Raw genomic sequence first — 20,907 nt, forward strand, 5'->3', positions numbered from 1 at the left:
CTTGACGATTAACCTTTGTTTGCTAACTGACCACAAGCCGCATCGATATCTTTACCACGGCTTCTTCTCACTCTTACATTCACTTTATTTTTTTCCAATAAAGCCACGAATTTATTAAGCGTTTCCTCATCAGGTTTAGCAAATCTGTCACTGTTGTCAATCGGATTGTACTCGATAATATTTATCAGATCTACAGGAACCTGTCGATATAATTTGATCAATTCTTCTGCATCTGTTGTAGAATCATTGAAGTTTTTAAATAATATATACTCAAATGTGATCTCACTGCCCGTTTCTTTATAAAAATAATTTAAAGCTTCTACAAGTGTTTTTAAATTATTTGTTTCGTTGATAGGCATGATATCATTTCTCTTACGATCATTGGCAGCGTGAAGCGACAATGCTAATTTGAAACGCACCTTATCATCTCCTAATTTTTTGATCATTTTCGCTACTCCGGCAGTGGATACCGTAATTCTACGTGGACTCATTGCCAAACCATCTGGAGCGGTGATTCTTTCGATCGCTTTCAATACATTGCTGTAATTAAGTAATGGCTCACCCATTCCCATAAATACAATATTGGAAAGTTTTCGGTTAAATGATTCTTCACTTTGTTGATTAATTTTCATGACTTCGTCATAAATTTCGTCATAGTCCAAATTGCGCTCGCGATTCATAAATCCAGTTGCACAGAATTTGCAACTCAAACTACATCCAATCTGAGAAGATACACAAGCAGTTGTACGTTCATCAGTGGGAATTAAAACACCTTCCACCAAATGCTTGTCATGTGTACGAAAGCGCGTTTTGATCGTGCCATCGTTGCTATATTGTGTTGTGTCGATATCTAAACCATGAATAAAAAAGTATTCAACCAATTTGGTTCTCAATTCTTTGCCGAGATTGGTCATGTCATCAAAAGTCTGCGCATTTTTTTGCCACACCCATTCGTGAACTTGTTTTGCACGAAATTTCTTTTCTCCAATTTCTAAAAAATACGCTTCCAATTCTGGGAGCGTTATCTGGCGTATATTACGCTTTTCTCCATTTTTCATCGTGCAAAGATACGAGTAAGGACGCAAATAGTTAAAGGATTGTGATTAAATTGATATTTATTATGTTTCCTTGAATTTTATTCAACCAAATGAACATTTGTATGTTATAATTGCTGACGTAAACACTTTAAAAAAAGAAAGTAAAATGAGTAATTTTCAAGGAAAAGTAGCATTAATTACAGGAGCTGGTGGCGGTATTGGAAAAGCTATCGCTGTTGCATTTGCCAAAGCAGGCGCAAAAATCGTTGCCGTAGATTTAAAAGAAGAATTTTTAGTTAAAGTTACAGAAGCTGTAAAAGCAGAAGGCGCAGAAGTTATCGGCGTTGCTGGTAATGTTGCAGATTACGAATCTGTAAAGAATGTATATGCCAAAGCTACCGAGGCTTTTGGTAAAGTTGATATCGCTGTAAATAATGCAGGTGTCGTAGGTATCGGCAGTATCGAAGAAATCACTCCTGAAGAATGGGATCGCGTATTAGGTATTAATGCCAAAGGTGTTTTTGTATGTACAAAAGTTGCCGTTGAAAATATGAAACCCAATAAATCCGGTGCAATTATCAATACGGCATCGATCGCAGGTAAAATGGGTATGTCGCATTTATCACACTATGTAGCTTCCAAATTTGCGGTAATTGGTTTTACCAATAGTATTGCAAAAGAAGTAGCAACTACAGGTATTACAGTGAATGCAATCTGTCCAGGAATTATCGGCACAGGTATGTGGCGTGGAGAAGGTGGTATTGCTGACCGTTGGAAAATGGAAGGAGAAACAGAAGAGCAATCTTGGGAAAGAAATAAGGTAAATTTGATACCACAAGGAGTGGATCAAAGTCCTGAAGATATTGCAGAAGCAGTGTTGTTTATCGCTGGTGCAAAACATATCACAGGTCAAGCTATTGCTGTGGATGGTGGTATGACTATGTAATTTTGTTTGTTTTAGTGATTAAGAAGCCTTTCCATAGAGATATGGGAAGGCTTTTTAATTATAGAACGATTTTATTTTTTGAAAAAGCATTTCTTATTTGTAGATATATTTTGATAAAATCGGAATGCTTGATCGCTGAAATTAGATGCTCCTTTTGTTTTAACTGTTGATTCTTCGTTTTGATAATATTTTCTGTAGCCTGAAGTTTGTCATACAGATCAGTATTTTCTGTTTGTATTTTCTTGAAACGATTGAATAGTAGATCTACGTGTTTTCGTCGAATATACCATTCTGGTCGATTATCTGGAGTTACTAAACTCTTGCCACCGATAGAGTCTTTTCTAATTCTATATTCAAAATGGGGTTGAGATAAATAGTGAAATTGCCACCCATGTTTGAATAAATTTAACCAAAACTCCCAATCTTGTAATCTATTCAGTTCCTTATTCTCGTCAAATCCTTCCACGGATTTCCACGCCTCCGTGCGCACCATAGAGCACATATCAATATAATTCCCATTTAGAATTTTATCAATATCAAATTCATCTGTTTCAAAACCAGGTCTGCTTTGATCTCCGAAAAAAATAGGTTTACTATATACAACTCCAACATTAGGATTCGCTTCAAAGATTTGCATAGCATCGTCCCAATAAGCGGACATCATTTTATTGTCGGAATCTAGAAAAAATAAAAAATCGCCAGATGCAACTTTACAACCTGCATTGCGCGCAGCATTTGCACCTTTATTTGCTTGGCGTATTAATTTGAATTTATGTTGCTTTATGATGTTATTGAGCGTTTCAATAGAATTTATATCGTCCGAACCATCATCAATAAGTATTACTTCATAACTATATTTTCCTTTATAATCTTGAATACTTTTAATCGTATCATGAATATATTCCCCTGTATTATAAAATGGTATGATAACGGATATATCCATGTTATAAAATTTAGATTAAGAATGATTTAACAAGTATATATTGCATCGTAATTACTAATAATAGTATTCGCTTAATGCACTATAAAAGTGAAGTTAAAATATTCATTTTTTTTAGTAATTAAATACGATGAAATTATATGTTAAACTTTGTTTATATAAGAGAATTGCAGATTTTAAAGGTTTAATTTTGTTTATTGGTTTATCAAATAATTAACAGCTTGTTTTAGTTTAAAAAAGTGAGGTTGAAATTTTTATTATCAAAAATATATTCTTTCAACGATCAAAAAGAGAAGGAAACTTTCACATTTATAGTTTGAATTGGTTATTTTTAATTGAAATAAAATGGAATAATTTGTATTACTAAATTATTCCATTTTATAGTTATGTTTACTAACTATAATTTCAATTGAATTTTTATTTTAGAAAGAAAAATAGCCATCCAAATCATTATAAATGCCCATAAAAAAGAACCAGTTATGGCTAACCAAGGTTGACCAATTTGTTTATAGAAATATATTGGAAGTCCGACACCCCAAGTAACAAAGTATATTATATCTGGCGCTAAATAAGTTGTTAATGAATTTTTTCCAGCTTCCTTAAACATATATGTCCAATTCGTTTTTCCTTTTATATCAACTATAAAATACAAAATTGTCAATACTATAATACTAATTCCGTTACAAACCATTGCCCAACTTGGCGTTCCTTGTATTTTGGAAAGGATGAACCAATGTCTTAAGAAGAATCCTATTACTAAATAAGAAATGCCTATAGCGGTCAGACTCACGATTAATTTTGATGAAGAGATCTTTTTATATTTACGCAAAATATTTCCTAATAGTAAACCTGACACCACTATAGAAGGGACATTTCCGTCCAAAATTACGCCAAATATGGGTTGTATGGAATGTAAAAAATCTAATTTTCCTAGTTGTGACAATATATTCAATACTATAAAAAATATTCCCACTAGAGCAGTCCAAACAATGTTGTCCCTTGCCAATAAATACGTTACCGATGCACTAAAATATCCCCAACCAATTAAACCCAAAATGCCCCACCAACCGATGTGCATCCAACTAGGATGAAGAGCCTCTCCAGATTTAAATATATAGGCTAAAAATAGCAAGCCTAATATTCCAATTACTTTTAATCCTATAAATAATTTTGCATATTTGCTAGGTGCTGGATATTTATTCCAAATGAGAAATAAGCATACGTAAGCTGCTGTCAACCACCATAGATGATTTATACCAGTTAAGTTTTCATTCAAATATTCTTCCCCATTCATGACAAAAAATCCAATAGTTAGCAGACTCAACGTACGTAATAAAATATGAGTGAATATTTTTTTGGAAGTTTCTCCTTTTTTAATTCTAGAATTGATGGCATAGGGAATGGCCATTCCCACCATGAATAAAAATCCTGGAAATACCCAATCCGCAAGTCCCATTCCATCAACCTCCGCCTTTGCATGCACTAACCAATGTGGTACGCCTGGTTCGTATAAGTCGTTTACAAATAACATTAGGAATAGTGTTAACCCACGCATTATGTCAATAGATAAAATTCTTGAAGATAGATTGTTGGTCATAAAGTGTTGAATGGGAGCGGTAATCAAAATTTAAAATGCGATTTCAAATTACGAAAAATTGCTTAATGGGGTGTTTTGACTGAAAAAAAGTGTCCAGAATTAATTGGAATAATTTTTGATGTTTAAACATCGAAAATAGTATTGGCAATCCTTTTTTCAAAAAATTTTTCCCCAAATTGTGCATAATGATTTTTTAATTTGGAAAAAGTTACGGTTAAATTTGAGAAGGCAATTTTGAATCAACAATTTTTTTAACTCATTAAAACAGTCGAACGTTGACAGACACAATAATATCATTGGAAACGGTAAATCCTATTGAGTTTTTTGGTGCAAATAACCGAAAACTGGATTTAATCAAGAAGCGCTTTCCGCTTCTCAAAATTTTGTCTCGTGGCACACAAATCAAATTGAGTGGTGCTCCTGAGCAAATAGACGCTGCAAAGGAAAAGATCCATCTGATCATTCAATACATGGAGCGCAATGGAGATCTAACTAGTAATTATTTTGAACAGATTTTGGGTGGTGATGATGCAGAAACGATTGATAATTTTGTAGACAAAAATCCAAATGAAATCTTGGTTTTTGGTCCTAATGGAAAAACGGTGCGCGCACGTACTGCCAACCAAAAAGCCATGGTGGAGTCTATTAACAAAAATGATATCGTTTTCGCGATCGGACCTGCCGGTACGGGTAAAACCTATACTGCCGTGGCTTTGGCGGTGCGTGCTTTGAAAAATAAATCGGTTAAGAAAATCATTCTTACCCGTCCTGCGGTAGAAGCAGGGGAGAGTTTGGGGTTTTTGCCTGGTGATTTGAAAGAAAAAATAGATCCATACTTACGTCCTTTATATGACGCGTTGGATGATATGATTCCTGCAGATAAATTGGGTTATTATATGTCGACACGTGCTATTGAGATTGCACCATTGGCATATATGCGCGGTCGTACTTTGGATAATGCATTTATTATTTTGGATGAGGCACAAAATGCCAATGATTTGCAATTGAAAATGTTTTTGACACGTATCGGTGCGAATGCAAAAGCTATCATCACGGGTGATCCTACGCAAACAGATTTACCTAAAAATCAGAAAAGTGGTTTGGGTAAAGCGGCACGTATTTTAAAAGGTATTCACGGAATTGGTCATGTGGAATTGACCGAAGAAGATGTTGTGAGACATCGCTTGGTTAAGGCGATTATACGAGCCTATGACAAGGAATATCATTTGGAAGAGCGTGTTTTTGAAAATCGTTAATTTTTATACAGCAATAAATACAGGCCGGTGCAATTATTTGTACCGGTTTTTTATTTTATTTGTAAGGTGCAAATATTTTGGAAACTTATTTTGATCTTCTTGTTATTCGTTTCATGCCAAAACGCAACGAAAAATGATGCGTTGAAAAAGAATGTTTGGAAGGATTATTATAACGCAACGCAAATATTAAAAACGGGTGATATAATAACGCGAACGGGCAATGACTTTACAAGTTTGGCTTTGCGAAAATTTGCCAAAAAAGACGACACGTATTCGCATATTGGAATTGCTTCCGTGGAAAATGATTCCATTTATATATACCATGCGATAGGAGGAGAGACCAATCCTGATGCGCATTTGCGTAGAGATCCATTATATATTTTTATTCATCCTAATAACAATCAAGGTTTTGGAATATTTCGATTTAATTTGGATTCTAACCAGAAAAAGAAACTGATTCTATTTGCGAAAAAGAAATTTTTTGAAAAGCTTCCGTTTGATATGGATTTTGATTTGAATACAGATTCTAGTATGTATTGTGCTGAGTTTGTCGGAAAAGCGTTGGAATCTAGTTATCAAAATCCTCAATTATTTGCAAAAGATACCATTGGGGAAATCATTTATTGGGCGCCGGACAATATCTTTTTGAGCCCAAATTGCCGGGAAATAAAACGTTATAGGTATTTTTGAACCGAATAATTATATATACTCAATGAAAAATCTCATTTTTTTAGGACTTTTTATATTTCTAATATTAGCCATAACCTCTTGTAATTCGGATGAAAGTCAGATCAAATCAAGTGTAAAACATTTTTTTACTGCGATTAATGACAAAGATATGGCGACTGCAAAAAAATATGCTACGAGTGAAAGTAGTGAAATATTGACCTTGATCGGTTCTCATATCATGGAATTACACGATACTACGCAAACCAAAAATGACAACTTTTTTATCAGCAATATTAAGATCAATGGAGATGTTGCCTCTGCGGATGTACGCACAGAAACCGAAAAAAATCCAATCAACGTAACTCTCAAAAAACAAAATAAAGCGTGGAAAGTCGCATTTGATAAAGAAAGTATTATCAAAATGATGAATTTGGAAAAACCTTCAGGTGATACGAATGTTCCTGCAGAGGATTCAATGCCGTCAATTTCATTAGATCCAAATCCATCGAGCGAACCCACTAGAAAAGATACACAAGTTTTACAAATTCCTAATTAATCGCTTAATTTGAATAGGCAATTTGGTAAAATGAATTGCACAAATATAAATTACAGATGAAAAAAGTTTTACTAGCATTAGCAATTATCGTAGCAATGAAAGGACAAGCACAAAAGACAATGACGCCAGAGTTGCTTTGGCAATTGGGACGCGTAAGCGGCATGGGCATTTCCAAAGACAAACAATTTTTGGTCTACAAAGTTTCTACACCTGATGTAGCGGAAAATAAAAGCCATTCTAAATATTATAAAATCAGTCTTTCCGGTGGTACGCCTACGGAGATTCAAGAAGCAGATACCAAAGAATTGTTGGCTAATGATCGCATTTCTCCAGATGGGAAATATATTTTGAGTAATGAAGAAGTGCATTTAAAAGATATTTTAGGAAAAGATAAATACAAAGATTTGCCAAATACGACTGCGTCTGTATTTACATCTTTGAACTATAGACATTGGGATACGTATTTTGAGGGAAATTTTAATCATGTTTTTTATGCTCCAGTTGGGAAAGAGACGGAGAAAAAAGACATTATGAAAGATGAGCCATATTTTAGTCCGCAACAACCATTTGGAGGAGATGAAGATTTTATATGGACGCCAGATAGCAAAAAAATAGTTTACGTAACTAAGAAAGAATACGGCACCGCTTATGCCATCAGTACCAATACCGATCTGTACGAATATGATTTGGCAAGTGGCAAAACCGTTAATTTGACGGACTATAACAAAGGTTACGACATGGCGCCAGCTTTTAGTTCGCAAGGAAAATTGGCTTGGTTACAAATGAAAACTGCCGGTTATGAAGCTGACAAACAAGATTTGATTGTAATGACTAACGGTCATCCCGTAAATCTAACTGCGAATAATGACAATATTCATGTAGAAGGATTTAAGTGGAGTGCAGATGGCAAAAGTTTGTTTTTCGTTGCGCCAGTGGATGGAACTATGCAGATATTTGAAGTCAATGATATTGGTTTAACTAAAATGTTGCCACGCATTAGACAGATTTCTAAAGGCGATTTTGATATTAATACCATAGTTGCTCAGAACGGAGATCAATTGATTGTAGCCAAAGAATCAATGGCACATCCTTCAGATTTGTATAGTTTGGATATTAAAAGTGGCGCGTTGAAACAATTGACGCATGAAAATGAAACTACGTATAATGAGCTAGATAAAATAACTACAGAAAGACGTTGGATAACTACAAGTGACAATAAAAAAATGTTGGTTTGGATGGTATTTCCGCCAAAATTTGATGCAAATAAAAAATATCCTACTTTATTATATTGCCAAGGGGACCTCAATCTCCAACGACACAATTCTTTTCTTATAGATGGAATTTTCAATTGATGGCATCCCAAGGTTATGTAGTTGTGGTTCCTTCCAGACGAGGAATGCCTGGCTTTGGCACGAAATGGAATGAGGCCGTCAGTAAAGATTGGGGTGGTCAAGTTATTCAAGATTATTTGGATGCGATTGACAATGTTTCTAAGGAAAAATACGTTGATACGAGCAGACGTGCAGCCGTAGGAGCAAGCTTTGGCGGTTTCTCCATATTTGCATTAGCGGGCAAACATGAAGGTCGTTTCAAATCATTTATCGCACATGATGGTGTATTTGATTTCCGTAGTATGTACGGAACAACGGACGAAATGTGGTTTGAAAATTGGGAAAAAGGTGGTCCTTATTGGGATAAAAATAAAGCAGTAGCGCAAAGGTCATTTTCCCAATCTCCAAGTAATTTTGTACAAAATTGGAATACACCAATTATGATAGTTCAAGGTGGTAAAGACTATAGAGTACCTATTGAACAAGGTCAACAAGCATTCCAAGCGGCACAATTGAAAGGAATTAAAAGTAAATTGGTCTTTTTCCCAGATGAAAATCATTGGGTGTTAAAACCTCAAAATGCACAAGTTTGGCAAAGAGAATTTTTTAGTTGGTTAAAAGAAACATTATAGTAGCATGAAGAAGCGGATATTTTTCAAATATATACTCGGCGCATTTTCCTTATTTATGGGAAAAGATTTATTGGCTCAAAAGACTGGAAATACACAGATTTCCTTGACTATAAAACCGTATAAAAATACTTGGGTATATATCGGTAATTATTTCGGAAAATTTACCAATCTCACGGACTCTGTTTATCTGAATGAACAAAGCACGGGCGTGTTGAAAAAAAGTGAAAAATATCCGGAAGGAATTTATTTCGCCATTTCTCCCAAAAAAGCACTTTTATTTGAGTTCTTGATGGACGGAACGCAGCATTTTCAAATAGTCGCAGATACTACCAATTTGAAAAATGTCACAATCACAGGTTCTAAGGAAAATGAATACTACTCGACTTATACCAAATATATAGCGCAACATAGTCAAAATATTCATCAACTAGAGTTGTCCTTGTCTTCTGCAAAAACAAATGCAGACTCTACTAAAATACGCCAAGAGATTAGTCAAAAGATGAATGCTTTTAATCAATATCGTTTAGATTTTGTAAAGCAACATCCTAACTCTTTATTGGCGACATATTTTCAGGCAATGCAGCGACCTATTGCGCCTAAGATAGTAGGAAAAGATTCTACAGCACCTTTTTATTACGTGCAAGAGCACTATTGGGATAATGTGGACTTGAGTGATGATCGACTATTGCGTACGCCATTTTTCGAACCTAAAATGGATGAATATTTCAAATATTATGTTTCTCCAGAACCGGATTCAGTGATTAAATCTGTGAATCATATTTTGCTATATTCTCGTGAAGGCAAAGAAATACATCAATATTTGTTGGGAAAATTTACCGACAAATATATCAATCCTGAAATCATGGGCCAAGACAAGGTTTTCTTGTATTTGTTTGATAATTATTATTCCAAAGGTGATACAACTTGGCTCAATGATAAACAGAAAAAATTCATATTTGAAAGAGCTTATAGTTTGATGGCAAATCAAATTGGAGAGCCAGCACCTAGTTTGGATTTGAAAGATTCTACAGGCACTGTTCAGCCTTTGAATACTGTAAATGGAAAATATACTTTAGTAATATTTTGGGATCCTGATTGTAGTCATTGTAAGGTTATCGTGCCTAAAATTGATTCTATTTACAATGCAAAATGGAAAAGCCTTGGTATGAAAGTCTATGCGGTAAATACCGCTGAGGACAACGTAAAAGGTTGGAATCAATATGTGGAAAATCATCACCTCGGAGACTGGATAAATGTTACACAATCCACGGCAGAACGAGAAGCGGATGCAGCTTCCAATCGTGCCAATTATCGTCAATTATATGATGTATATCAGACGCCAACGATCTATCTTTTGGATAAGGATAAAAGAATAATCGCGAAAAAACTTACGGTGGATCAGATTGATGGATTACTCACGACAAAAGAAAAAGTGAAGAAATAGTAAAAAGGAGAAAGTTTAACTTTCTCCTTTTTCAATTAATTGATGAAAGTATTGATTGAGGTTAATGTCTTGACCGAGATTGAGTTTTTTGCGTAAACGATAGCGTGCGACTTCTACTCCTTTTAGGGAAATATTTAAGATTTCTGCAATTTCTTTGGAACTTAATTCTAGTTTCAACAAAGCGCATAATTTCTTTTCAGATGCGGTCAGTGTCGGGATTTTTTCCTTTAACTTGATTATGAAATTGTCGTGTACAGAATCAAAATGTGTGAGAAATTGATCCCATTCTGATTGATTGTCGATCTGTGATTCTACTTTTTTCAATAGTTTTTTAAACTGCGAATTATTTCCCATTTCTGGATATTGTTGCAATTCATCTTTTAGTTGGATAAATGCTTCACTTTTTTTCGCAAGCGCCATCGCATTGGTCGCAATAGTGGCATTTTTCGTTTTTAATTCGTTGGTTAATTTTGCATTTTGCAATTCTATAATGGACTTATTTTTTTGTTCCAATTCTAGTCTATGTTGCAGATCGACTTCATTTCTTTTGATCGTAAATTCTTTTTCTTGACTTTCTAATTTTTTACGTTGAATATTTAAATATCTGTGATGTTGAAAACGAGAAAATTGAACAATAGCAATCACTAACACAAGGAAGCAAAAAGTGTAAAACCACCAAGTTTCATACCATGGTGGCAATATGGAAAATGCGTAGGAAATTTCTTGTATTTTTCCAGTCAATTCGTTTTCGGCTTTGACTTTAAATATGTATTTCCCTTTCGGTAATTGTGTGTAGCTTTTTTCTGTGCGTTCGGACCAAGTTGACCAACTTCTGTCATATCCTTCCAAATAATAACTGTATTTGATTTTCAATAATTTATTAAAATGAATGAGTTGGTATGCAAATGTGATGGAATTAAAATCATGCTTAATTGATTGCGTCGCAGGTTGCAGATCGGAATAACCTCCGAAAAGAATACTATCTAATTTTTCATTTTTTTGAATGGCAATTTTGCTAAAGTAAAATTGTCCAGCATCTTGTTGCATCTCAGCAACATCGGGATTGACATAGTAGAATCCATGATCTCCCGTTATGACCGCTTTATTTTGATTTACAATAGAAATATTTTGATTTTCTTCATTTTGGATTCTTCCTTGAAATTCATTGAACCATACAATATTAGAATTATTGATTTTAGGTAAAACGCCAATCTTTTTATTATTTATAAACCAAATGTTTTTTAAGGAGTCAAGTTGAAGAAATGAAAAGTTTAACTTAGAGAAAGTTGACGAAGTATTCGTCCATTTTTCGAAGGAGTTTTTTCCCATATTCCAAATAAAGGAGCCTTTATTTGAACTTAAAATGACCGTACTGTCATATTGAAATAAATGGTTTTGATTAGAAGATATCAGCTTAGAATCTTGAATATGAATTGTGGAAATAGGAGTGAAGTTGCTGTCTAATTTTGTGATATACAGACCTTTATAAGGATGCATGGCAAAAATGGAATGATTCACTACGCCGACATATCGAGCGGATTCAAATATAGCTTCTTTACTTAATTCCAAAATCTCCTTATCAGAAATTTTAAAAAAATGCAAACCATTGAATGTGCCACAAACGATAATATTGGTATTCGGAATTAGTGTAAAATTCCAAAAACCTGTTGGACGCTGATTAAGTTTTTTAAGTACATGATTATCGTAGGAAAACGCAGACTTGACCGTACCGATAAGCAAATGATTTTGAATAACATTTAATCCTAAAATTGGCCCTTCTGTTCCTTTGATAAGTGAATAAGATTGTGACTGAGAATCAAATTCATACAATCCAGAAGAATTGCCAAGAAACATATGTCCTTGATAAAAGCAAGAAATATTGCCTGCTTGCATATTGATAAAATCAGGGATAATATTTTTATTCGGATTTCTTGTTTCAATTAGGTCAATCCCATTATCTAGTCCTAACCATAAATTTTGAGATTTATCAACGAATGAGGAAAGGATATTATTATTCTGAAGCCCGCGCGTACGATTATATTGAGTGAGGATCTTACCTTGATAATTAATTATATAACATCCACTGAAATTGGTAATAATGGCGATTTTATCCTTGCTAATAGGTAGGATTTTGTAAATGTTTTGCTTGGTGATTTCATTAATATGCTCATTTTTAAAGGGGCTCATTTTTCCATTACTAACCGAAAAAAGTCCATTGGTCAAAGTGCAAATCAATAAGGTTTCTTCATTTATAGGCAATATCCCAGTCATCTGAATATGTGCTGGAAATTGAGCATTTGGGATATAGGTATTCCAATGATTGTTGTCGTAATAAAGCAAACCAATATTGTCATTGTAAGCAAACATTTTGTTATTTACCGCACCTAAAAAGCTCCAATTTTCACTGGAAAAAGCTTCTATTTTGTCCTTTTCATATTTGAATATTTGGCGATTAGACATAAAAAAAATACTATTTCCGACGGATTCAATCCTCCATACATCAGCAAAATCAGATTGTTTTTCTTTGGGTATTTTGTTTTTTAAAGAGGTGTAAACGAGTTTGCCTTGTTTATTTGGATAAAAATATCCCAATTCTTCTTGACTTCCAATATAGATTTTGTCATCTTTTCCAATGAAAATTGAGCGAATTATGGTCTGATTTGGCAAAGGATGTAATTCCCAATTACGACCATCGAAGCTTAAAAGTCCGTCATTATTAGCAAAATAGATGCGCCCCATTTTATCCTGAGCAATTCCCCAATTCTGACTTCCTCCACGATATTCTTCTTTGGTAAAATGGAAGATATTATCTGCTGTTGAAAATCCTTGAGCAGATCCAAGTGCACAATAAATTTGTAGAAAAAATAATAATAGTAAGTTTTTCATTTGTCTATATAAGTCTTAACGAAATGTAAAAATGCATAAAATAAACAAATGTTGGTTAGTTAATTTTTGTTGGAATATAAAATCTTGATTATCAATAATTAATTATTAAAATGTAGGGTATTTGTAGGGGGGTAAATGTTAAAGCAGTTTTAAAATAATTTTATTTTTGCTCCGGTTTATGAAAGTATGTAAATAAAATGCTTTCGATTTTAAATGAATAAAGCTTGTATATGAAAAAAAATCTGGTAGTAGTTTTCAGAATGCTTTTAATTCTGATTTCTTTCCAATTTACTGCTGTTTATGGACAAGATAAAGTCCAAACAATACATGGTAAAATTACGTCCCCAACTGGTACTCCACTTTCTAATGTAGCGATTTCAAGTAGTAGCCCGATTGGTAATACCATGTCAAATGATTCTGGTGAATTTGACATAAAAGCCAAAGTTGGTGCTACGATCCAATTTACATTAATTGGATATATCGTTCAATCGAAAACGGTCTCTGATTCGACAAATGTTCTAGATATAATATTGACAGAATCATTAGGAAAATTAGATGATGTAATTGTCGTGGGATATGGTACGCAAAAAAGAGCCGATGTAACTGGGGCTGTCTCTACTGTAAAAGCTAGTGATTTGACAGGTGCACCAGTAATGAGAGTAGAGCAATCTCTACAAGGTCGTACATCTGGTTTGACTATTTCTACTGCATCAGGACAACCTGGAAGTGCTTCCACAGTAAGAGTGCGAGGTACGACATCTATTAATAATAGCGATCCATTATATATTGTTGATGGCGTACAAATAGATGGCGGTATCGATTATTTAAATCAAAATGATATTGAATCAATCACCGTATTGAAAGATGCTGCATCTGCTGCAATTTATGGCTCCAGAGCTGCTAGTGGTGTAATATTAGTTACGACAAAACAGGGACGTGCTGGAGCAATGAAAATCTCTTACAATGGGTATTATGGATTACAACGTACCTCAAAAAAATTGTCTTTAGCAAATGCTACACAATACGCAACATTGAGAAATGAAGCACAGATAAATGACGGAAATAGTCCAATTTTCGCTGATCCTAGTAGTTATGGTAAAGGAACAGATTGGCAATCTGAAATTTTTGATAATCACGCACCTATTCAAGATCATGAAATTAGTATTAGTGGTGGTAGTGATAAAAATAGCTATTATTCTTCTTTTGGATATTATGATCAAAAAGGTATTGTTACACCTGATATTTCATGGTATAAGAGATTTACCATGCGTATTAATACCTCATTTAAACCTACAAAATGGATCACATTCGGTGAAAACTTGAGTTATTCTTACATCAAAAATCAAGGTTTGGGTAATACCAATAGTGAGTTTGGAGGTCCTTTAAGTTCTGCTATTAATCTTGATCCTATAACACCTGCAATTGTAACAGACACAACATTATTGAGCAATACTAATTATCCTTATTATGCACAGTTGCTTGCTCATCCTAATGCAGTAGTACGTGATGCGAATGGAAATGTTTATGGCTTGTCAAAGTATGTACAGCAAGAAATGGCTAATCCATTAGCTTATGTACAAACACAAATGGGGAACTACAATTGGTCTCATAATATTATTGCAAACGCATTTTTAGAAATCAAACCAGTAGAAGGTTTAACTTTAAAATCTACGATTAGTGGAAAACTCGCTTTTTACGGTTCCAATAGTTTTACACCACTATACTATTTAAGCCCTTCAAATTCAAATTTGAATACGGCCAATATGTACCGTGAATCAGATAATACATTTTTATGGTTGTGGGAAAATACAGCGAATTATAATTTGAAACTCGGCAACCATAATTTTACCATTTTGGCTGGCCAGAGTTCCCAACAACAATCTGGTTCTGGTTTAAATGTTAATTTTATAGGTTTGCCAGTTAATAATTACCAAGATGCATCTCCAAATTTTGCCTTGACGCCAACCAATAGAATCGGTGCGGGATTTGATAACCAACCGTATACATTACAATCATTTTTTGGAAGGTTGAATTACGACTATGATGGAAGGTACTTGGTTACTGCGATAGTTAGAAGAGATGGGTCTTCTAAATTTGGACCAAATAATAAATATGGGACTTTCCCTTCTCTTTCCCTAGGATGGGTCGCATCTAAAGAAAGCTTTTGGCCAACTAACAATGTAGTGGATTATTTAAAAATTAGAGGATCTTGGGGTAAAGTAGGTAATGAACAATCATTGGGTTCATACTATTATATTTCTACCTTGAGTGGAGGTGCTAATTATCCATTGAGTAGTGATGGTACTATTAATATTGGTTATCGTCCAAATGCACCAGCTAATCCAGATTTAAAATGGGAACAAACAACCCAAACAGACTTGGGTATTGATATTAATTTCTTAAAAAGGTTCAATTTGACTTTTGATTGGTTTAGAAAAGTAACCTCTGATATGTTATTACAGGTACAAGTTCCAGGTTATGTTGGAGCTTATGGTAATCCTTATGGAAATATTGCGAGCTTGAGAAATAAAGGATTTGAATTTGAACTAGGATATAATAACAACATAGGAGATTTCAATTATCGTTTAAATGGTAATGCATCTTATGTAAAAAATATGATCACTGATCTAGGACAAAATGAATTCTTAACTGCAGGATCTGTACAGTCAAGTTCTTATGAAATAGCGCGTACTACAGTAGGACAACCTATTGGTGCATTCTATGGATTTGAGACCAACGGAGTTTTTCAAAATCAACAACAGATTGATAACTATAAATCAGCCAATGGAACCATTATTCAGCCCAATGCTAAACCTGGTGATTTTATTTGGAAAGATTTAAATGGTGACGGTGTGATCAATGATAAGGATAGAACATTCTTGGGTAATCCTACTCCAACTTGGACGTATGGAATTACAATTAGTGCCAACTATAAAAATTTTGATATTGTTGCTTTAGGTCAAGGTGCTGGAGGGAACAAAGTTTATCAAGCGCTTAGAAGATTGGATATCGCCTCTGCAAACTATTCAACCGCAGCTTTGAATAGATGGACTGGTGAAGGTACTTCCAATGATTATCCTAGATTAACAGATGCGGATCCTAATCACAATTATTCTAATCCTTCTAATTTCTATTTATCCAGTGGTAATTATTTCAGGTTAAAAAATTTACAGTTGGGTTACACTTTTCGAGATGGTATTTTGGCAAAGGCTGGTATAACGAAACTTAGAGTTTATTTAAGTGGTAATAACCTAGTAACATTCACTAAATATGCAGGATATGACCCGGAAATAGGAGGTAGTAGTTATGGCATAGATAGAGGTGTTTATCCTCAAGCTAAATCTTATATTCTAGGTGCAAGTGTTAACTTTTAAAATTTATTCAAATGAAAATTTCAAAATATAAAATATTCAGTTATATAGTTGGGGTAACATTATTTGCCTCATGCAAAAAGTCCTTTTTGGATAAAGATCCAAATGGATTATTTTTAGAAAGCAACTATTATTCGACGGTTGAGGAGGCTTTCTCAGGATTGATAGCTGCATATAGTCCACTAGGCTGGACTGTTGGAGGAACAGACAATACTTATATTTCCAAAATTGGAGTGATGGATGTCGCTTCCGATGAATGTTATGCAGGAGGGGGAGGTGCCTCTGATATGCCTGGATGGCAAGCTTTGAATACTTATAATATGTCCTCTGCATTGGGCCCTCAGGCAGGTCTTTGGAGTAGAAATTATACTGGAATTAATAATGCAAATATTATCCTTTCTAAACTAGAAGGAAATACCACGATTAATGCAGATAGCGTGACAAGATTTGTAGCAGAAGCAAAATTTTTACGCGCATATTACTATTTTGATCTTGTCAGAGAATTTAAAAATATTCCATTAATCTTAATTCCACCAACACTTAGTAATGCTTTTGATCAAAAACAAACCTCCTCAGATTCTGTTTATTTGCAAATCGAAGCGGATTTAAAAGCAGCAATTCCTAATTTACCTGAAACTGTATCTGCAGATCAGAATGGTAGAGCGACTACTGGAGCCGCCAATGCATTATTGGGTAAAGTAATCTTGACAGAAAACAATACTGCTCGGATGGCAGAAGCAGCTTCCTATTTGAATATTGTAAATACATCATCACAATATGGTTTACTCTCCAATTATGCAGATATTTTTGCGACAAACAATAAGTTCAATAAAGAATCCATTTTTGAGATTGTTCACACTTCTGAACAAAAGGCAGATTGGGGTACCTGGCCTTATTACTTGGCAAATGTTTTAGTAAATATGGTCGGACCTAGAAGTTATGTCGGTCCTTTATATTGGACAGGCGGATATGGCTTTTGTCCTGTAACGCCTAATAAAGTTGCTGCATTAAAAGGTGATCCTAGATTTAGTACAAGTATTGCAAATATTGATAGTATCGTCAATGCCGTAGCCGGTAGGAGTTACTCCGCTGGTTATCAAAATACAGGATATTTTATCAATAAATACGCACCGTTACAAGCAGATGTGGCCACAGTTGGTCAAATTGAGTTGAATTTTGCAAAAGATGAAATTGAAATTCGATTGGCGGATACTTATTTGATGGAAGCCGAGGCGTTGATTCGAGGTGGGGGGGATGCTGGTCGTGCCTTGGCTTTATTAACGGCAGTACGTGCTCGTGTTGGATTGAGTCCAGTGGCTGCAACTTTGGATAATATTTATCATGAAAGAGAGTTGGAGTTGGCATTTGAAGGTCATCGTTGGTTTGATTTGGTTAGAACTAATCAAGCTGCATCTGTTCTCTCATTTAAAGGATTTAAAAGTGGAACAAATGAAATTTTACCGATTCCGCTTCAAAGTTTGAACAATACCTCTTTAGTTCAAAATCCTGGATATTAGATCTAACCTTTTTAAAAAACGCTATATGAAAAAAAATAAGCAAACTATGATTTCAATTATTGCTTTAGCCGCATTATTCTCAAGTTGTAGTAAAGAATCAGTAACTGGAGTTATTGGTTCTAAACCAACAGCTTCGTTTACAACAGAGCAAGTTAATAATGCCATAAATACCTATTTATCCACAAGTACCACTGCTGGCGCATTTAACTGGCAGTGGCAAAACGAAAGTGATCCCAAAGTGAATGGTGTTGATTCTTTTAGGACCTACTATGCTGAAGCTGGAGATTATCGTGTTAAACTTTTGGCCTTGACGAATGGCGGTTATGATACTACATCTCAAGTTATACATGTGGCACAAGACGATTCAACGGTATTTATTCCTGGGTTTGATAGTTCGATTATGTATTTGACAGATCCAGACTATAATGTATTATTTGCAAAAAAGAAAATACAATGGAAAGTCGCGGATAATACATTGGAAACTATAAAAATTGATGCAAGTGCGAGTTATCAAGCGATGGATGGATTTGGGTTTACATTGACTGGTGGAAGTGCGCAGTTATTGATGAAAATGGATGCTACAACACGCCAAAATGTTTTACAGTTATTATTTGCCACTACGGGAAATAATATTGGTATTAGTTATTTGCGTGTGAGCATTGGTGCATCAGATTTAAACGATCATGCTTTTACTTATGATGATTTAAGTACAGGTGCTATAGATGCTAGTTTGTCCAAATTTAATTTGGGACCAGATTCATCAACGATTGTTCCTTTATTGAAAGAAATATTGGCTATCAATCCTAATATTCCAATATTGGGTTCGCCGTGGAGTGCACCAGCTTGGATGAAAGATAATAATAGTTTGAAAGCAGGTAGCTTGAAAAATGATTATATGGATACGTACGCAAATTATTTTGTAAAATATATCCAAACTATGAAAAATTTAGGTATCAATATTGCCGCTATTACACCTCAGAATGAACCTATGAATGGAAATAATAACCCCAGCATGGTGATGACTTCTGATCAACAGGCAAGTTTTGTAAAAGTATTAGGTGCAAAATTTAAAGCAAATAGTATTACCTCAAAAATTATAGTCTGGGATCACAATGCAGATGATGCGGCTTATCCAATTGCCATTTTAAATGATGCTAATGCTGCGCAATTTGTGGATGGTTCAGCTTTTCATTTATATGCGGGCAATATTTCTGCATTATCAGATGTACACAATCAATTTCCTAATAAGAATTTATACTTCACAGAACAGTGGGTAGGCGCTCCCAGTAATCTAAAAGGAGATTTGGGATGGCATGTAGAAAATCTTATTATCGGAGCACCTCGTAATTGGAGTAAAAATGTATTGGAATGGAACCTTGCTTCTGATCCTAATCTAATGCCACATACGGATGGTGGATGTTCCAATTGTCTGGGAGCATTGACTGTAAATGGTAATAGTTATACTATAAATACATCTTATTATATTATCGCCGCTGCGTCCAAATTTGTTCGCCCTGGTTCTGTACGTGTTTCTTCCAATATGATAAGTGGTGTTCCCAATGTTGCCTTTAAAACACCTGATAATCATATTGTAAGTATTTATTTAAATAATACAGGAGATAAAAAAGCTTTTAATATTCAATACAATGGCAAGACGATGCAATATGTATTGAATAGTGGAGCCGTTGCCACCTTTGTTTGGAAACAATAATGAAGTCCCTTATACTAGAAGAAAAAAGCTTTGCAAATTTTGCAAAGCTTTTTTTGTTATTATAAATTTTCGAAATGTCCTTTCAATGATTCATTTTCATCATAGAAAATGACGGAGTAATGTCTTGGTAAAAACCACATCAATTGCTGTGCTGTCGCTCTAAATTCTTCCTCTTTTTCAAAGTTTTTAGGAGTGAAGTTGAATACAAGATCCTGCACTTGCACGCCGTCTTTTTCCTTAGACATCAATAAAACTTTGGGTTCTTTAATTCCCTTGAATTGTAAGAAGTTTTTAATGACTGCGCGGACAGGAACAGGCAAGATAAATTCAGAAGGAGAGCCGACCATCACTTGTACATCCTCTGCAATCTTTTCATCTTGTGGTGTTTCTTTACTGAAAAATGTATTGTCCGTATTATAGAAATCTTTTTTCAATGCGTAATTAAATACGTCACCATAAGAGAAAACCCAATCCGGTTGTTCTTTTTGAGGATTGATAACAAATCCCATTCCATTAGAAAGTAAGAAATCATATACCATATTATCTACAACGAAGCATTGGAATTCAACGCATGGTTCAGGAAAGGATAATTGGAAATAAGGAAAACCATCAGGTCCTGTAATCACTTGTGGTTCCCCACTTTTGAAACTTGCTTTAGGTAAATTTTCTAAAAATTCTTTTGCCCAATTTTCATCTCTTTTTTCAATTGGCGTCTCACAGAGATCCATTAACAAGCCGGTCTTGTGAAGATCTCCATAATAGGTGGGGATTTCTCCATTATTTTCGCTTGCCGGTGTCGGCTCTGGACTTACTGCATTATTCGGCTGTTCTGTCGCTATTGGTTGGGGTGCAGGAGCTGCTGGCGCTGGAGCACTTATTTTTTCCTCTTGAATATTGTCTTTCGTAAATTCTGCTTTTGCTTCTTCCGGTTTTTCCGAATCTTTCTTTTTAAATAAATTAAATATTCCCATTAGTTACCATATTTGTGGGTAAAAATAGGGTTAAAATTTAAAA

General features: G+C 34.5%; 15 protein-coding genes. 10 read left to right on the forward strand and 5 right to left on the reverse strand.

Annotated features, from left to right (window positions below; genetic code table 11):
* Positions 1-8: 8 nt before the first annotated feature.
* Entirely contained in the window at positions 9-1,058 is a 1,050-nt protein-coding gene (rlmN, locus tag E0W69_RS03030) for a 23S rRNA (adenine(2503)-C(2))-methyltransferase RlmN (protein WP_131328568.1), read from the reverse strand.
* Between the two features lie 145 nt (positions 1,059-1,203).
* Between rlmN and E0W69_RS03035 the strand changes: the two genes are divergently transcribed.
* Positions 1,204-1,983 carry an SDR family NAD(P)-dependent oxidoreductase gene (locus tag E0W69_RS03035; RefSeq protein WP_131328569.1) on the forward strand — a complete coding sequence of 260 codons (780 nt, stop codon included), beginning with the start codon at positions 1,204-1,206 and terminating at the stop codon, positions 1,981-1,983.
* Positions 1,984-2,041: 58 nt separating this feature from the next.
* On the opposite strand, the gene E0W69_RS03040 is transcribed toward E0W69_RS03035, so the two are convergent.
* Together E0W69_RS03040 and E0W69_RS03045 are read right to left on the reverse strand one after the other, a co-directional pair.
* Positions 2,042-2,926: a glycosyltransferase family 2 protein gene (locus tag E0W69_RS03040; RefSeq protein WP_131328570.1), complete on the reverse strand. Its 885-nt coding sequence runs from the start codon at positions 2,924-2,926 to the stop codon at positions 2,042-2,044.
* Positions 2,927-3,320: 394 nt separating this feature from the next.
* Positions 3,321-4,454: a DUF5009 domain-containing protein gene (locus E0W69_RS03045; protein WP_255478216.1), complete on the reverse strand. Its 1,134-nt coding sequence runs from the start codon at positions 4,452-4,454 to the stop codon at positions 3,321-3,323.
* A gap of 341 nt (positions 4,455-4,795) precedes the next feature.
* Here E0W69_RS03045 and E0W69_RS03050 point away from each other — a divergent pair, with 341 nt between their 5' ends.
* From E0W69_RS03050 to E0W69_RS03070, 6 genes are all read left to right on the forward strand, one after another.
* Positions 4,796-5,776 carry a PhoH family protein gene (locus E0W69_RS03050; RefSeq protein ID WP_131328572.1) on the forward strand — a complete coding sequence of 327 codons (981 nt, stop codon included), beginning with the start codon at positions 4,796-4,798 and terminating at the stop codon, positions 5,774-5,776.
* A gap of 141 nt (positions 5,777-5,917) precedes the next feature.
* Positions 5,918-6,466: a C40 family peptidase gene (locus E0W69_RS03055; RefSeq protein ID WP_191967952.1), complete on the forward strand. Its 549-nt coding sequence runs from the start codon at positions 5,918-5,920 to the stop codon at positions 6,464-6,466.
* Between the two features lie 22 nt (positions 6,467-6,488).
* Positions 6,489-7,001 carry a hypothetical protein gene (locus E0W69_RS03060; RefSeq protein ID WP_131328574.1) on the forward strand — a complete coding sequence of 171 codons (513 nt, stop codon included), beginning with the start codon at positions 6,489-6,491 and terminating at the stop codon, positions 6,999-7,001.
* Positions 7,002-7,057: 56 nt separating this feature from the next.
* A complete protein-coding gene (locus E0W69_RS03065; RefSeq protein WP_225321373.1) occupies positions 7,058-8,353 on the forward strand; it encodes a TolB family protein in 1,296 nt (431 codons plus the stop codon).
* Positions 8,353-8,964 (forward strand): prolyl oligopeptidase family serine peptidase, encoded by a 612-nt coding sequence (locus tag E0W69_RS20540; protein WP_255478217.1) that lies wholly within the window; start codon positions 8,353-8,355, stop codon positions 8,962-8,964. Before E0W69_RS03065 ends, E0W69_RS20540 begins: the two co-directional genes overlap by 1 nt.
* Before the next feature lie 4 nt (positions 8,965-8,968).
* Positions 8,969-10,408 (forward strand): redoxin domain-containing protein, encoded by a 1,440-nt coding sequence (locus tag E0W69_RS03070; RefSeq protein ID WP_131328575.1) that lies wholly within the window; start codon positions 8,969-8,971, stop codon positions 10,406-10,408.
* Positions 10,409-10,423: 15 nt separating this feature from the next.
* Here the strand turns inward: E0W69_RS03070 and E0W69_RS03075 are convergent, their stop codons facing one another.
* On the reverse strand, positions 10,424-13,294 hold the full coding sequence (locus E0W69_RS03075) for a helix-turn-helix and ligand-binding sensor domain-containing protein (RefSeq protein WP_131328576.1): 2,871 nt from the start codon (positions 13,292-13,294) through the stop codon (positions 10,424-10,426).
* A gap of 230 nt (positions 13,295-13,524) precedes the next feature.
* Here E0W69_RS03075 and E0W69_RS03080 point away from each other — a divergent pair, with 230 nt between their 5' ends.
* From E0W69_RS03080 to E0W69_RS03090, 3 genes are read left to right on the forward strand one after another with little or no spacing between them, the layout of a single operon-like run.
* Positions 13,525-16,668, forward strand: coding sequence for a SusC/RagA family TonB-linked outer membrane protein (locus E0W69_RS03080; protein WP_131328577.1), 3,144 nt, complete (start codon positions 13,525-13,527; stop codon positions 16,666-16,668).
* A gap of 11 nt (positions 16,669-16,679) precedes the next feature.
* Positions 16,680-18,182 carry a RagB/SusD family nutrient uptake outer membrane protein gene (locus tag E0W69_RS03085; protein WP_131328578.1) on the forward strand — a complete coding sequence of 501 codons (1,503 nt, stop codon included), beginning with the start codon at positions 16,680-16,682 and terminating at the stop codon, positions 18,180-18,182.
* 25 nt (positions 18,183-18,207) lie between these two features.
* Positions 18,208-19,893 carry a glycoside hydrolase family 30 protein gene (locus E0W69_RS03090; protein ID WP_225321375.1) on the forward strand — a complete coding sequence of 562 codons (1,686 nt, stop codon included), beginning with the start codon at positions 18,208-18,210 and terminating at the stop codon, positions 19,891-19,893.
* Between the two features lie 59 nt (positions 19,894-19,952).
* Here E0W69_RS03090 and E0W69_RS03095 read toward each other — a convergent pair whose 3' ends face one another.
* Entirely contained in the window at positions 19,953-20,864 is a 912-nt protein-coding gene (locus E0W69_RS03095; RefSeq protein WP_131328579.1) for a hypothetical protein, read from the reverse strand.
* Positions 20,865-20,907: the final 43 nt, after the last annotated feature.

The organism is Rhizosphaericola mali (genome assembly GCF_004337365.2).
Classification (GTDB): domain Bacteria; phylum Bacteroidota; class Bacteroidia; order Chitinophagales; family Chitinophagaceae; genus Rhizosphaericola; species Rhizosphaericola mali.